Source organism: Marinomonas dokdonensis (assembly GCF_052747885.1).
This window is the reverse complement of record NZ_JBRAND010000001.1, coordinates 525,156-540,159: the sequence shown is the minus strand read 5'-3', so window position 1 is coordinate 540,159 and position 15,004 is coordinate 525,156. Positions and strand designations below refer to the sequence as shown.

Here is a 15,004-nt window from a genome sequence, read left to right as displayed (position 1 = left end):
ATGACATTAGAAAGTGCACTGACTTTTTTTGTTGCCATTTTTATTTTTAGCATCACACCAGGACCTGGCGTATTCGCAATTCTGGCACGCAGTATGACAATGGGAGCCAAAGCCTGTGTTGGCTTATGTGTGGGCATGGCATTAAGTGATATTGTGTATTTAGTGATGGCATGCTTTGGTTTGGCGGCCATAGCAACAACATGGGAAGAGGTCTTTTTGGTTATTCGTTACCTAGGGGCGGCTTACCTCATGTATTTGGGTTGGAAAATGTGGACAGCAAAACCCGTGTCTTCTGCTGAGGGCAATGAGCCTGTGAGCAATAAAAATGGTTTTGCTAGCTTCATGCAAGGCTTTATGATTTCTGCATCAAACCCCAAGGTGATCTTGTTTTATGTGGCGTTCTTACCCACTTTTATGGACCTTACCGTGCTCGATGGTGGCGATATAGTACTGGCCTCTGTGCTCGCTTTTACAGCTTTATTGCTCGGTCTTACGTTAATCGCTATTAGTGCAGCGCAGGCGAGACGCTTGATGAAATCGGAAAAATCCATGGTGACGCTAAACCGTAGTGCTGGCGGCATTATGGCTGGTGCTGGTGCGTTTTTAGCGCTTAAGAGCTAATACAAAAAAGCCTCTTCATGATGAAGAGGCTTTCGTTTGAAACATCGTTTTAGATGACATTAAGGCTACTGAGTACCGTAAATACGATCCCCTGCATCACCCACACCTGGACGGATGTAAGCTTTTTCATCCAAACCACGGTCAATTGCCCCTATGTACATAGCTGTATCAGGATGCGCTTCTTTAAAGGCTTCGATGCCCTCTGGTGCAGCAAAAAGACAGATAAAGCGTATGTCGGTAGCGCCCATTTCCTTCATTTTATCAATGGCCATGATCGCTGAGTTGCCTGTTGCGAGCATAGGGTCTACAACAATAATGGTACGCTCATTCACAGAATGTGGCATTTTTAAGTAGTATTCCACTGGCTGCTTTGTTTCTGGGTCGCGGTACAAGCCAACATGGCCCACACGAGCGGATGGAGACAGTTTTAGCACGCCTTCTGCCAAGCCATTACCGGCACGCATGATGGTCACAACACACAACTTTTTGCCTTTTAAAACAGGACACATAGCCTTTTCAAGCGGCGTCTCAATTTCAACTTCTACTGTATCTAAGTCGCGAGTCGCTTCGTAGCCAATCAACGTGCCAAGCTCTTCCACCAACATGCGAAATTCACGGGTGCTGGTTGTTTTGTCGCGTAAGCTGGTTAATTTATGCTGGATGAAAGGGTGATCGGTAAGAGTGATGTCAGGGTATTTGCTAAGAATGTCTTCGCGAGTCATTGGGGCGTCCTTAAAATTGATGGAAGGCATAGTCACTGGTTTTGTTGCAGGGATCATACCATAAATTCATCTAGTCCAGAGGCTAATCTTGTCTTTACAGTCAGCAGCTTAGCAAATAACGGAAAAAATACTCAAATCCTTGCTGGGGATTGTTTTCAAGCAAATTGACATTACATAAATGAATATCGAATTCACCATTAGTTGAACACTGGGTGACCGTTTGGCCAAATCTGAATGTCACCGAGTGAAGAAATAGAGAAAGCATATGAAAAATGATGATACGTATTTAGATAAAGAAAATGATGATTTTATAGAAGAAGAAACTGAGGTTGTTATCAGTGACCCAAGAGCGTTAGCACTTCCTGACGATGTCTTACCAGATACCTTATACATACTGCCAATTTCAAGTCGTCCATTTTTCCCGGCGCAAGTGCAACCCGTCATGGTTGATGCAGACCCTTGGGAAGACACTTTAGAGCGTTTAGCTGAGCAGCCACAAGCGGCGGTGGGGCTAGTGTATGCGGATAAAGTGGGCAAAGCGGCGCCTTCGGTGGAAAACTTTCGGGATATCGGTTGTGTCGCTCGTATCCATAAAGCGGAAAAGCAAAATGACAAAGTAACCTTTCTAGCGCAAGGGGTGAAGCGTTTTGAAGTGGTTGAATGGTTGAGCGAAACCAGTCCTTTCTTGGCAAAGGTTCGTTATCTACATGATGCTAAAACTAAGGATGATGAATCCAAAGCTTATTCCATTGCTATTTTGGATGCGATTAAAGAACTGATCCGTTTGAACCCTTTGTTCAGTGAGGATTTGCGCCAATATCTTGGTCGCTTTTCCTTCTCGGAGTCGGGTTTGTTGGCAGATTTCGCAGCCTCAATTACCTCTGCAGAAGCAAATGAATTGTATGAGATTCTGTCGACGTTAGAGGTTCATCCGCGTATGAATCTAGCGCTTACCCTGCTTAAGAAAGAGCTGGAAATCGCCCGTTTGCAGAATGAGATCAGCGCTGAGGTTAATGAAAAAATTAGCGAGCATCAGCGGGAGTTCTTTTTAAAAGAGCAGCTAAAAGTGATTCAAAAAGAGCTGGGTCTTTCCAAAGATGACCGTACGGCGGATATTGAAACCTTTGAGCAGCGTCTAGAGGGGAAGCAGGTCCCAGAAACGGCGTTGAAAAAGATACAGGATGAATTGCACAAGTTAAGCATTCTGGAAACCGGTTCACCTGAATACGGTGTAACACGCAATTATCTTGATTGGGCCACTGCACTGCCTTGGGGAGTTCATTCCGAAGACAACTTGGATATTCAATCCGCGCGCAAAGTACTAGACGCCCATCACTCAGGTTTGAGCGACATTAAAGATCGTATTATTGAGTTCTTAGCATTAGGGGCTCAGCGGGGTGAAATGGGCGGTAGCATTATGTTGTTAGTGGGACCGCCAGGGGTGGGTAAAACCTCCATAGGTAAGTCGATTGCTGAGTCTTTGAACCGTAAGTTTTATCGATTCAGCCTTGGGGGAATGCGGGATGAGGCTGAAATTAAAGGTCATCGTCGTACCTATATTGGCGCGCTACCGGGTAAATTTGTTCAAGCCTTAAAAGATGTGGAAGTTGAGAACCCAGTCATCATGCTCGATGAAGTGGATAAAATTGGCTCATCTTTCCAAGGGGACCCAGCGTCTGCGCTGTTGGAGGCATTGGACCCAGAGCAAAACAGTGAATTTTTAGACCACTATTTAGATATGCGCATCGATCTTTCTAAGGCCTTGTTCGTCTGTACTGCTAATCAGTTGGATACCATACCTTCGCCTTTGCTGGACAGAATGGATGTGATTCGTCTTTCTGGCTACATCAGTGATGAAAAGCTGGCGATCGCAAAACAGCATTTATGGCCTAAATTACTGAAGAAAAACAAGCTACTGAAACGTCAGCTTAATATTACAGATGCGGCGTTGCGTCATATTATCGAGCATTACGCCCGTGAGGCAGGCGTTCGTGGTTTGGATAAGTTGTTGCAAAAAGTGTTGCGCAAGTCTGTGGTGACGCTCCTTTCGCAAGAAACTGACCATATCAATGTGGGCGTGAAGGATGTTGAGACCTTGTTGGGTATGCCTTATTTCCGACCTGAAAAAACCTTGCATGGTGTCGGTGTGGTGACAGGTCTTGCTTGGACATCTATGGGTGGGGCAACCTTGCCGATTGAAGCCAATAAAGTCCATGAGCTAACCCGTGGTTTAAAGCTCACAGGTAAGCTGGGTGATGTAATGAAGGAGTCCGCTGAAATTGCGTATTCCTATGTTTTTTCCCATACCAAGAGCTACCAACGCCATCCGGAGTTTTTCGACAAGTGTCTAGTGCATTTGCATGTGCCAGAAGGCGCTACCCCGAAAGATGGCCCTAGTGCTGGGATTTCCATGGCCACTGCCTTAATGTCCCTTGCTAAAGGTGAGCCAGTACGCAAAGGTTTGGCGATGACTGGGGAGCTGACATTGACAGGCCAGGTGCTGGCCGTGGGTGGCATTCGCGAGAAAATCATTGCAGCGAAGCGCAGTAAAATCAGTGAAGTAATATTGCCGGAGCCGAACCGACGGGATTTTGAGGGATTACCAGACTCGGTGAAAGAAGGTATTACGGTCCACTTTGCCGAGCGTTTTACGGATGTGGAAAAAGTGGTATTTAATCGTGTAAATAACGATATTCACTAATAGATTGTATCGTTAAGCATTCTATCGTGCCGCCATACATGAGAAAATAAAAAGAGCCAGACCTTGTCTGGCTCTTTTTATTTGGTCCTACGCCAAAGATGCAGATATTGATCAGGGGAACTGAATGCCGGTACAGGCAAAGTTGACACAAGGCTCGACCTTTAAACATGTAGTTACCATGTCGGTAACTGGGGCTTTAGGCCTCATGTGCATGTTTTTGGTGGACTTAGTGGACATGTTGTTCTTGTCCATGTTGGATGAGAAAGAAGCGGTGGCGGCAGTGGGCTTTGCCAGTACACTGGTATTTTTCACTGTTTCCATCAGTGTAGCTGTGTCCATATCTGCAACCGCATTGGTCTCCAAGGCCATAGGTGAGGGCGATCTAGCGTTAGCCAAGCGCCGAGCCGTTAACGTGCTGGCTTTCGGTATTCTCTTTTCCTCTGTAGTTGTTTGGCTATTATGGCCGAAAATCCCCCATTTGCTGTTTTATATAGGTGCGACCGGTCGCACCTTGGACCTGTCCACTGAGTATTTGCAAATATTGGTTCCTGCTATGCCTGCAGTGATGATAGGCATGATATGTTCGGGCATTATGCGTGCCCTAGGGGATGCCCGCCGAGCCATGTATGCCACATTATTTGGTGGACTTGTGAATGCCATTTTGGATCCGTTTTTAATCTTTGGGTTTGGTCTAGGGGTCCAAGGAGCGGCTATTGCCTCCTTGATGGCTCGTTTGTCTATGGTAGCGGTATCTTATTATTGCGTGGTGCATGTGCATAAAATATTGGGTGAGTTTGACCTAATGGATTTGCTGAAAGACTCGCGTGCGATTTGTAAAATCGCCATACCCGCCATGCTCACTAATATGTCCTCACCTTTGGCAAATGCGATTGTTATGGCACAAGCGGCGGACTTTGGTGTTGATACTGTGGCGGCTGTTGCGATAATAGGGCGAGTGATTCCTGTGGTGTTTGGAGGCTTGTTTGCGCTTTCCGGTGCTGTCGGTCCTATTTTAGGACAAAACTATGGGGCGAGGCGGTTTGATCGTATGCACAGTGCCATCACTAGTGCCGTGGTGTATGCCTTTCTCTATTGTTTAGTATTGTGTTTTTCTTTATATCAGATACAGGGTTGGCTGGTTCAGGTGTTTAATGCCACGCCCGAAACCGCTAAGTTGATTCGTTTCTTTGCCACCTTTGTATCGTTTAGCTTTTTCTTCCAGAGTATGCTGTTTATCTCTATTGCGGTCTTTAATAACCTAGGACGCCCCTTCAATAGCACCATGCTTAACTTCGGCCGAGCGACTCTTGGCACTTGGCCATTGATTGCTTTCTTTGCTTTCTTTATGGACGCGGAAGCCGTATTTTTTGGTCAAGCAGTGGGTTCTATTATTTTTGGGTGTTTAGGCTTTGTTATGGCGCGCAACTATATTAGTGAGCTTGAAGAAAAGGATGCTGAAAGCATTGTGGTCACTAACAGCAGCCAATATGAAGAGGTGATTTAGTCCTTTTATGCTGGCTTATATTGTGCCCACATCAAATACTCTTGGTTACCATCTCCGCCCTTAATAGGGCTATCAATATAACATTTAACTTGAAAGCCTAAAGCTTTCACTAATTCTTGCATGTCTTTGGCGAGTTGTGCGACAGGCGCTTTGCCCTTCACTAGGCCACCTTTACCGATAAACTCTTTGCCTACTTCAAACTGTGGCTTCACCAAGGTGATCAGATGGCCTTGGCTTTTTAATAGCGCAGGCAGCTGAGGTAAAATTTTGCTTTGGGATATAAAAGACACATCCATAACCACTAGGTCAAAACCTGCAGGCGGGCAGTGTTCACCCAAATCCGCCTGACTAAGATGGCGAGCATTGATACCTTCTAGACAGGTGATACGGTTATCATTTCGTAGTCTTTTATCGAGTTGGTCGTGCCCAACTTCCACCCCGACAACATGCTCAGCACCATGTTGAATAGCACAGTCAGAAAAACCACCAGTAGATTGCCCGACATCAAGTACCTGAAAGCCTGTAATGTCTAGTTTGGTGTGCTTTAGTGCACCTTCAAGTTTCAGCGCCCCTCGTGAGACATATTTGTCCGCTTCGTGAGGTGTTACTTTTAGCTCGCATTCGGGGGCTAACTTGAGGCTAGTCTTGGTAGCGGTCAGCCATTTTTCATCTTGTTGATAGCTTACCCGACCTTCATTTATGAAGGTTTGGGCCTGTGATCGGGACTTAGCTAGGCCACGTTCCGCAAGGAGAAGGTCGATTCGTACCATGGATTACTCAATGAAAGGGTGAAATAAACATGGGCATATATTAGCAAATTGCAGCGAATCAAAGTAGATTTAAGCTTGAGAATAAGCCTTTATTGGGATCGGACGAAAGAGGAATATCAGTGATTACACATACTCTAATGAGTGCAGAGCAAGCGCAAAATAGTATGAACCAAAATGATTGGGTCATACTTGATTGTCGATTTTATCTAACCGATCACCATAAAGGTAAACAAGAGTATGAAAAAGGCCGCATACCTAATGCCATCTTTGTGGATGTCCATGATCAGTTAGCTGGCACAATTACAGAGCTAACAGGGCGTCACCCTTTACCGAGCGAAGAAGATTTTAGTCGCTCCTTACAAGCTTGGGGTATAACTTCACAAAGTAAGGTGTTGGTTTATGATGACATGAGTGGCGCAATCGCGGCTCGTGCTTGGTGGATGCTGGCGCAGTTAGGGATTGAAGTTTATGTATTGGATGGTGGCTTTCCTGCTTGGTGTAAAGCGGGTTTTGCTGTGACGACAACACCAGCGAATGGCAGAGCCAGCACAGGGTCTATCAAGGTGAGCTTCCCCTGGGCCGTTAGCGAACAAGAAGTGATTGAGAATATAGAAAGTGATCGTTTTCAATTAGTGGATGCGAGAAGTGAGGACAGGTTTTATGGGGAAAATGAAACCATAGACCCTGTCGCTGGACATATTCCCGGAGCCATTAATCGCCCATTTTCAGCTAATTTAGACCCTGAGGGCTTATTTAAGCCTGCAGAGCAGCTGCATGTAGAGTGGCAGGATTGGCTACTGAACAGCGGCGATTATGTGTATTACTGTGGTTCCGGAATTACCGCCTGTCATAATGTGTTAGCACTTAACCATGCCGGGATCGAGGCTAAGCGAGTGTATGTGGGCTCTTGGAGCCAGTGGGCGAAACGAATGCTCAGAATGACACAAGTAAATGAAGAATAAGATGTTAGAGGTGTGTATGGAAAATACGTTAAATGAAAATGTGTGCTTAACCCATGAGGCTATGTCCGTGGTGATTTCTCCCAAATTAGGGGGCACAATTTTATCCTTTCAAAGCCTTGATCAAAATGGTGAGAGAATCGATTGGCTAAGAGCCGCTCAAGCGAACGAGCAAAGAGAGCCAAAAGCGTTTCAGACCGGTTGTTTTCCATTGTTTCCTTTTTCTAATCGTATTGCAGATGACCGTTTGCTCTTTGAACAACAGGAATACCCACTGTTAAGCAATTTGCCTGGTAGCTTTATGATTCATGGCCATAGTTGGATGGGAGCTTGGCGAGTAACAGAACAAAGTGCCTCTAGCCTGAGTATCGTTTTTGATATGCCACATCAAGACGTTGCATCCCACGGCTGGCCATTTTCTTATCTTGCTGAGCAGAGGTTTGAACTGTCCGAGCAGGGCTTAAAAGTCACCCTTAAATTAACCAATACCTCGACCCAAACCATGCCTGCAGGTATGGGCTTACATCCTTATTTTAATTGGTTAGATGGTATGCAAGTCACGGCTAAATGTCAGGGAATGTGGTTAGGCTCAGAGAAAAACATTCCAGAACAAGAAGATTTTTCTCATCAGGCGATCGCGGCGCTCGCTCAAGGTGAGCTACTCAAGGGCTTGGATAATAACTTTACCCAGTGGGACGGACTGGCTCGCATTGAGTGGCCAGACAGCAAAGCCTGTATGACGATTAAGGCTTCCGATATGTTCCGACATTTAGTGGTGTATAGCCCAGAAGGCGAAGATCATTTTTGCTTAGAGCCTGTCTCCCATGTGACCAATGCGTTTAATCACCCTGAATGGAGTGATGCTCAAGGTGGCATGCAAATTTTGTCGCCGAACGAAACAATACAGGGAGATATTCGCTTTCTAGTGAAGTGAGTTAATGTAGTGAGTTAGTTAAATGAATTTGTGAGTGGTCAGAGGGCAAATGATTTGCCCTCTGACTAGCGAGTAGGCGAATTACTTTGGTGTCACGCCTGCCATGAATATTTGTACTTGTTGATGAGCGTCCCCCCAAATATGTGACTTGATAGCTTGTAAGAAAGCTTCGGCTTCTTTGAGAGTGACTATGCCATCAAGGAGCTTGATGCCTATGCCTTCTTGGGTAAAGAAGAATTGCCAGCTATGGCCGTCAATAAGGACTTCTCCTTCGCCGTTTTGATAGTTAGTCTGCTGAAATGTGTAGGCGCTGGGAACAAAACAGGCCAGCTCTTGGCCGCTTTCCCCATAGTTCAGATCTGGGATATAACCTTGTCGATCAACCAGTTCGAATTTCATGCAACGCTCCTTTTTTGTTTTTCTTTTAGACTAGTGTGAATTGGTCTGTTTGCCTACTCTTTTCGTTGAAAGCCTAGAAAAACCTTCTTAGAATGACATGGATATTAGCTACTGTCTGAAGGCTTCTGTCGCTATAATAGGCGCTTCAGGTGCAGTGACAGGGTTGAAAACACTCGCCTTCATGCATGCTAAGTGAATCTTAAGGAAAGATTGAATGCCCGAAATAACCAAAATACTTGTGGTCCGCAATGATAAAATTGGAGACTTTGTATTAGCTTTGCCGGCCATTCAGGCAATCAAAAAAGCCTTCCCTAACGCAACCGTTACGGCCTTAGTTCCCAAATATACTCAAGCCATTGCCGAATCCTTTGCATGGATTGATGACGTCATCATTGACTCTAAAGATCCAGAGCAAAAAGCCCTACTGGCGAAGCAGTTACAAGAGCAAGGTTTTGATGCCGCAATCTGTCTGTTTTCTGATCGTTATAATGCGACCTTAGTGAGACAGGCGAAGATTCCTGTGCGTCTTGCTCCCGCGACAAAATGGGTGCAGTTTTTATACACGCACAGGCTGAAACAGCGCCGTTCGCAATCGTTAAAACCAGAGTTTCGCTACAATCTGGATTTAGCCCATTACTTTATTGAAGTTTTAGGTGGCAAGGTCAGCTCTGATGTCTCGGACATCTTTACCTATTCTGATGAGGCTTTGGCTCAGCAGCGAACAAAGCTGGAGAGTATTGGCGTACCGGCAAACAAGAAACTTTGTTTTGTGCATCCAGTGACCGGTGGTTCCTCGAACACATTAAGTAATGATCAATGGAGGGAGCTTATTTGCTTTCTCGACTCGTTAGACGACTTCCAGTTTGTGATTACTGCAGGACCTGGAGAGTCTCAAGTCTCACAGGGTTTGGTGGATAGCCTAGATGGCAAGGTGAAAGCCATCTTATACGACAAGAATGATGGCCTTGCAGACTTTATGTGTTCTATTGCCACTGGCAGTTTATTTCTGGCAGGTTCCACAGGGCCTTTGCATATTGCAGGAGCGCTAGATGTGCCAACCATTGGTTTCTATCCCAAGAAACGTTCTTCCACCCAGTTACGCTGGCAAACGTTAAATACTTCCGGACGTTGGTTACCTATGTCCCCTAATGAAGTAGAAGATCAGTTAATGGATATGAAGGTAAGGTCAAGGTTCGCTGAAATCGAAGCTTGGTATACTCAATTAAAAAGGAGCGTTTAGCTTATGAATGTATTGCACATATGTCTTTCCAAAGGCTACGGCGGACTAGAAATGTACCCAATTCGTGTCGGTAAAACGATGCTGCAACAAGGTCAGAATGTGTATGGTGTTGCTCAATCGGACACTCCAATTCACCAAAGCATGGCATCAGCATTCAAGGACACCTTTACGCTTTCTAGTCGTGGTGCAGGTTATCGCCAGCTTTTCAAAATGGCTAAATGGATAAAACAGCATGAAATTAGCCATGTGCACTGTCATAAATCCAGTGATCTAATGCTGGCGGTATTGTTAAAAAAACTCTGTGGTTATACTCTTATCTATACTGACCACATGGGGGTTAAGCGCCCTAAACAAGATTTCTATCATAGATTTATCTATCGTAATCTCGATCTACTGCTATCCATCAGCCACTTTACCCGATCTTTTAATGTAAAGGCTTTGCCGGTCCCTCCTGAGCGGAATAAAACCCTATGGCTGGGAACCGAGATGGCTGATCAAGGGTTGCAAGGTTTGGGCTTGAAGCAAGAACTAGGTTTGTCTGAAACATGCAAAATAATTGGCGTTGTGGGGAGGGTATCCCATGGCAAAGGCCATGAAGAATTGCTAAAAGCCTTTTCTTTACTGGCCCGGGAAGATACTCATCTAGTGATTGTTGGTGGCCTAAGCCCAGAAACAGGTGGCTCTAGTGAATATGCTCAGCTTTTAAAAGACTATGTCGAAGCGAATGGGCTTGAATCTAAGGTGACCTTCTATGGTTTCAGCGAGCGGACACAAGCCTTGCTTATGGACATGGATCTGGTGGTTATCCCTTCTCAATTAGAAGCCTTTGGTTTGACGGTAATCGAGGCTATGGCGGTTGGGAAAGCTATTGTTGGCTCATGCCACGGTGCTATACCAGAAATCATAGCTGACACAGGGGTACTTGTTGATCCAGCGGATAGCTCCGAGTTTGCTAAAGCATTGGCGCTGCTATGTGATGATGTGAGCGAGCGTGAACGCCTATCTGTGTTGTCTAAGCAGCGTGCCCAAGAGCATTTTGATCAACCCAAACATGTACAGGCGTTGTTAGCTTTATATCAAGAAGCGACAGCTTAGTCTGGTCGCTTAGGTTGGGAGCGAATCCATAGGTCGGCATATTTTACAAACGTAGAATGTGCCGATAACACCGCAAGTAAAAAACCTTGCTTACCATCTAAAAAACCGCGTTTGATCAAATACATTTTTACGAAGCAGGCGAAGGCATGCAGGCTGGCGTTGCTTAATGAGGTGGTCTTACCACGGGCTTGTTTTTGATCGGCTGACAGCTTGGCGTATGACGCGGATTTAACCAGATAATGCTGTAAGTCATCATAGGTGTAATGGGTAAGATCACCTACTAGGCTGTCGATTTTGATGTCTTGCTCTAAGATCACCTTCTCATGCACAAGATCATCTGAATAACGCCCCTCATCGATTTTATAGAGCCTTGTGACGTAATCAGGATACCAGCCTGAGTGTTCAATAAAGCGCCCAAATACCCAGCTTTTACGGTTTATTTGATAGGCTGTTTGCGGTTTATCATTCGACACGGCTTGTAAAATACTCTGTTTCAGCTCATCTGTGACGACTTCGTCAGCGTCAACCCATAGTACATAATCGGTAGTTACAAATTTCTGGGCCGCTTGTCGTTGTAGGCCAAAGCCTTGCCAGTCTGCTTTGAGGTGAAAGTTAGAGGTGTATTTTTCTGCGATTTGCTGAGTATCATCGTTACTACCTGAGTCAAGAATGACAATTTCATCAACCCACCCCGCTAGACTTTTTAAGCAGACCTCTAGGTTTTTAGACTCATTTTTTACAATTAACGCCGCGCTTAAGGTGGGTGTCGTCTTAGGTGAAGTCATGCAGGGTTTCCGGATTGGGTAGGTTTAATGCATTAATAATGCTTTCTGGGTAGAGCTTGTTTTGACAGTCAGTATGACCAAGCGGGCACTGGCGTTTGAAGCAAGGAGAGCAATCAAGATGCAGGTTGTGAATATCGGCTTTTTCAGTAAGGGGTGGCGTAAAGAGTTCGCTGGTGGAGCCATAAATGCCGTGCACATGAGTACCTACTGCGGCCGCCACATGCATTAATCCAGAGTCATTACTAATGGCCTGCTCTGCAGCCCCTAATAAATCAATGGCGTCAACTAAAGAGGTGCGTCCACACAAGTTGATGGCATATTCACCAAGGCCAGCGACGATTTTATCCCCATCAGCTTGATCTTTTGGTCCACCTAATACCCAAACTTGATAGCCGGAGGCAATCGCGTGCTGGGCAACTTGATGAAAGTAAGCAATAGGCCATTGTTTAGAAGGGCCAAACTCGGCCCCTGCCATTAAGGCTAGGGCAGGTCGCTGTGAAAGCTTTAGACTGTCGTACAAGGCTTGTTGATTATTTGCATCAAGTTCAAGTTTTGGTTGCGGAAGCTCAAGCGGAGGGTAAGCCTGTTGCTTAGGTAAACCGAGGGAGACAAAGCGCTTTACCGTTTGGTTTAAGATACTTTTATCAAGCTTACGACGCTCGTTTAGCAATATATATCTCTGTTCACCATGAAAGCCAACTCTATGTTTGGCTTTAGCAAAGAAGGGAACCAAAGCCGACTTCCAAGAACGAGGCATCACAATGGCTTCATCATACTGCTCATGACGTAAGCTATGACCCAATTTTCGGCGGGTGCTAATACCCCATTCCCCATGGCCGGTAGGTAGGGCAATGGCGTTTCTGACTTGAGGCATGCGGGCCAGAACTGGTAGTGACCAATTGGGGCCAATAACATCAATAATGGCCTTTTCATCTGTTTGTTTAAGGGAGATGAAAAGGCTTTGTGCCATCACCATGTCGCCAACCCAAGAAGGTCCAACAATTAGGTATTTAGCCATTAGTGTCTAGCCAGTTTAGGTAGTCTTGTACCCCTTGTGCCAAACCGCGGAAGTTGCCTTGATAGCCAGCTTCACGCAATTTACTGATGTCTGCTTGAGTAAAGCTTTGGTAAGCACCTTTTAAGTGTTCTGGGAAGGGAATGTACTCGATTTCCCCTTTACCGTAATGGCTGATGACGGTTTCAGCTATGGTTCTGAAAGGTTCTGCGTTGCCAGTACCTAAGTTGAAAATACCGCTTTTTTCAGTGTTTTCAAGGAACCAAAGTTTGGTATTCACCAAGTCTTCTACATAAATGAAGTCGCGACTTTGACCGCCTGCCTCATAACCATCGTAAGCACCAAATAGTTTTGGATTTTCGTCAGCAAGCACCTGATTTCTTAGGTGGAAAGCGACACTTGCCATGCTGCCTTTATGTTGCTCACGAGGTCCGTATACATTGAAGTAACGGAAGCCAACAATCTGGCTGCTAGCCGTTGGTAAAATGTTACGAATGTACTGGTCAAATTGAAATTTAGAATAAGCATACATGTTAAGAGGCTTTTCATTTTGACGGGACTCTTCAAATACCGGACCAGAACCATAGACAGAGGCTGATGAGGCGTAAGAGAAAGGCGCCTTATGCGCTAAACAAAAATCTAATACCGCTTTGGAGTATTGGTAGTTAACATCCATAACATATTTGCCGTTCCATTCAGTGGTCGCAGAGCAAGCGCCCTCATGGAAAACAGCGGTAGGTACAATGTCTAGTGTGTCGTTCTTAATCGCGTCTAGAAAATCATACATATCCATGTAGTCGGCGATGTCGAGATCGGAAAGGTTTAGGCACTTTTTGCCGTCGGTTAGATCGTCGACCAATAAAATGTTGGTGATGCCCTTGTTGTTTAAGGCTTTAATGATGTTGCTGCCGATAAATCCGGCGCCGCCTGTGACGATATACATAATATTGTGTCCTAAATGAGTCAGTGGAAGTTGGCGCTTATTGAGCCAACCCCTGAATTTAGTGTGAATAGAAGTCTAAACTCTAGATCCCTAGTTTGATTGCTGCCATGTTAGCACTTCCACTAGGCCGAGAAAAATGTGATAGCTACTGGTTCCGGGCAATGGGAAATCTTTCGCATTATTTTCTTTATCCAGATATTCATTCCAGCGACCATCTTCCAACAAATAATGTTGCTGCATGAACTCAAGGGCATTTGCTAACCTTAGTTGCTTTTCTTCTTTACCGATTGGCATCACGGTAATGGCTTTAAGGTATTCAGTTATCGGCCAAATGCGCTTTTCTTCATCAAGGGGAACATAAGTATTGGCATCAATTTGGTTGTAGATGCCGCCATCTTCACTCATACCATGACGTGTACCCGTGGAAAATAGCTGTTGCGCGAGTTCTAGGTGAATTGGGTCGGGGCAGATCTGATAAGCCTGATATAAAAGCCACACCCACTCAAAGTGGTGACCAGGCTCTACCTGATGACCAATTTCTGGGTGTATTTGCCAATCATTAGTAAAAAACTCTCTAAGCGTTCGGGAGTTTTTGTCGTAGAAATGTTCATGAGCAAGACTGAGTAAAAACTCAATACTTTGTTTGTATTGGGCATCTTGGCTGGCTTGATACGCAGCAATATAGCCTTCCAGTAAGTGCATGTGTGGATTTTGGCGACGAACCTGAGTGAGGTCCACTGGATAGGCCTCATAAAAACCGCCCGTTTTGGCTTGCATGTTGGCCATTAAGAATTGGTGGGTTTGCTTCATATAAGAGAGGGCGCGCTGGTCACCACTGACTTGGTAATAATGGCTAAACGATAGCAACACAAAAGCCAGAGCATAGGCATCAGATTGTTCGTCTTTAACCGTTAAGTCGTCATTCAATGAAAATATCCAACGATCATCTAGGTAATAATGACTATTAATAAACTCGAACAGTGGCGTTAGCTTATCACGCCAAGGGCTGTCTTCTTTTAACTTGCAAGCATGGCTAAAGGTGTATAACTGTCGACATTGAGTGAGTAAGCGTAGGCGACCTACACTATTTCTGCTCCAGTCGTGGTTTAAACTTTCATAACTGTATCCGTGTTCTGCATCGATACCGTGTTCCGACCAATTTGGTAATAGATGATCAAAGAGGAACTTTTCACAGGTAGAAAGGGTTGCATTAAGCATTATGTAAATAGCCTTATTTCGTATGATCTTGGTATGTCCAACTTACATTATGAGTATGATAAGATGGTCGCTCTCAAAAATCGATTATTATGTTGTTG

Annotated in this window: 14 protein-coding genes; 7 read left to right on the top strand and 7 right to left on the bottom strand. The window is 45.1% G+C overall.

Annotation, left to right across the window (positions count from 1 at the left end; translation table 11 throughout):
• Window positions 1-621 carry a LysE family translocator gene (locus ACUM5Y_RS02565; RefSeq protein WP_445975281.1) on the top strand — a complete coding sequence of 207 codons (621 nt, stop codon included), beginning with the start codon at window positions 1-3 and terminating at the stop codon, window positions 619-621.
• Between the two features lie 65 nt (window positions 622-686).
• Here ACUM5Y_RS02565 and upp read toward each other — a convergent pair whose 3' ends face one another.
• On the bottom strand, window positions 687-1,343 hold the full coding sequence (gene upp, locus ACUM5Y_RS02560; protein WP_445975280.1) for a uracil phosphoribosyltransferase: 657 nt from the start codon (window positions 1,341-1,343) through the stop codon (window positions 687-689).
• Between the two features lie 265 nt (window positions 1,344-1,608).
• On the opposite strand from upp, the gene lon reads away from it, so the two are divergent.
• Together lon and ACUM5Y_RS02550 are read left to right on the top strand one after the other, a co-directional pair.
• Window positions 1,609-4,044 carry an endopeptidase La gene (gene lon / locus ACUM5Y_RS02555; RefSeq protein WP_445975279.1) on the top strand — a complete coding sequence of 812 codons (2,436 nt, stop codon included), beginning with the start codon at window positions 1,609-1,611 and terminating at the stop codon, window positions 4,042-4,044.
• 124 nt (window positions 4,045-4,168) lie between these two features.
• The gene (locus tag ACUM5Y_RS02550) at window positions 4,169-5,548 is read left to right on the top strand and encodes an MATE family efflux transporter (RefSeq protein ID WP_445975278.1); all 1,380 of its coding nucleotides are present in this window, start codon (window positions 4,169-4,171) and stop codon (window positions 5,546-5,548) included.
• 5 nt (window positions 5,549-5,553) lie between these two features.
• Here the strand turns inward: ACUM5Y_RS02550 and ACUM5Y_RS02545 are convergent, their stop codons facing one another.
• Entirely contained in the window at window positions 5,554-6,318 is a 765-nt protein-coding gene (locus ACUM5Y_RS02545; RefSeq protein ID WP_445975277.1) for a TlyA family RNA methyltransferase, read from the bottom strand.
• A 119-nt stretch (window positions 6,319-6,437) separates the two neighbouring features.
• Here ACUM5Y_RS02545 and ACUM5Y_RS02540 point away from each other — a divergent pair, with 119 nt between their 5' ends.
• Window positions 6,438-7,280 carry a sulfurtransferase gene (locus tag ACUM5Y_RS02540; RefSeq protein WP_445975276.1) on the top strand — a complete coding sequence of 281 codons (843 nt, stop codon included), beginning with the start codon at window positions 6,438-6,440 and terminating at the stop codon, window positions 7,278-7,280.
• 16 nt (window positions 7,281-7,296) lie between these two features.
• The gene (locus tag ACUM5Y_RS02535; RefSeq protein ID WP_445975275.1) at window positions 7,297-8,211 is read left to right on the top strand and encodes an aldose 1-epimerase; all 915 of its coding nucleotides are present in this window, start codon (window positions 7,297-7,299) and stop codon (window positions 8,209-8,211) included.
• Between the two features lie 81 nt (window positions 8,212-8,292).
• Here ACUM5Y_RS02535 and ACUM5Y_RS02530 read toward each other — a convergent pair whose 3' ends face one another.
• Window positions 8,293-8,610, bottom strand: a complete 318-nt coding sequence (locus ACUM5Y_RS02530; RefSeq protein WP_445975274.1) for a hypothetical protein — start codon at window positions 8,608-8,610, stop codon at window positions 8,293-8,295.
• 214 nt (window positions 8,611-8,824) lie between these two features.
• On the opposite strand from ACUM5Y_RS02530, the gene ACUM5Y_RS02525 reads away from it, so the two are divergent.
• Window positions 8,825-9,850: a glycosyltransferase family 9 protein gene (locus ACUM5Y_RS02525; RefSeq protein ID WP_445975273.1), complete on the top strand. Its 1,026-nt coding sequence runs from the start codon at window positions 8,825-8,827 to the stop codon at window positions 9,848-9,850.
• A gap of 3 nt (window positions 9,851-9,853) precedes the next feature.
• Window positions 9,854-10,945 (top strand): glycosyltransferase family 4 protein, encoded by a 1,092-nt coding sequence (locus ACUM5Y_RS02520; RefSeq protein WP_445975272.1) that lies wholly within the window; start codon window positions 9,854-9,856, stop codon window positions 10,943-10,945.
• On the opposite strand, the gene ACUM5Y_RS02515 is transcribed toward ACUM5Y_RS02520, so the two are convergent.
• The 4 genes from ACUM5Y_RS02515 to ACUM5Y_RS02500 form a co-directional block, all read right to left on the bottom strand.
• Complete coding sequence (locus ACUM5Y_RS02515) at window positions 10,942-11,730, bottom strand: glycosyltransferase family 2 protein (protein ID WP_445975271.1); 789 nt, start codon at window positions 11,728-11,730, stop codon at window positions 10,942-10,944. The two genes, ACUM5Y_RS02520 and ACUM5Y_RS02515, sit on opposite strands and share 4 nt — an antisense overlap.
• Window positions 11,717-12,748 (bottom strand): lipopolysaccharide heptosyltransferase II, encoded by a 1,032-nt coding sequence (gene waaF, locus ACUM5Y_RS02510; protein ID WP_445975270.1) that lies wholly within the window; start codon window positions 12,746-12,748, stop codon window positions 11,717-11,719. The genes ACUM5Y_RS02515 and waaF overlap by 14 nt, the downstream gene beginning before the upstream one ends.
• Window positions 12,741-13,688, bottom strand: coding sequence for an ADP-glyceromanno-heptose 6-epimerase (gene rfaD / locus ACUM5Y_RS02505; protein WP_445975269.1), 948 nt, complete (start codon window positions 13,686-13,688; stop codon window positions 12,741-12,743). Before rfaD ends, waaF begins: the two co-directional genes overlap by 8 nt.
• A gap of 90 nt (window positions 13,689-13,778) precedes the next feature.
• Window positions 13,779-14,906, bottom strand: a complete 1,128-nt coding sequence (locus tag ACUM5Y_RS02500) for an AGE family epimerase/isomerase (protein ID WP_445975268.1) — start codon at window positions 14,904-14,906, stop codon at window positions 13,779-13,781.
• Between the last annotated feature and the right edge of the window lie 98 nt (window positions 14,907-15,004).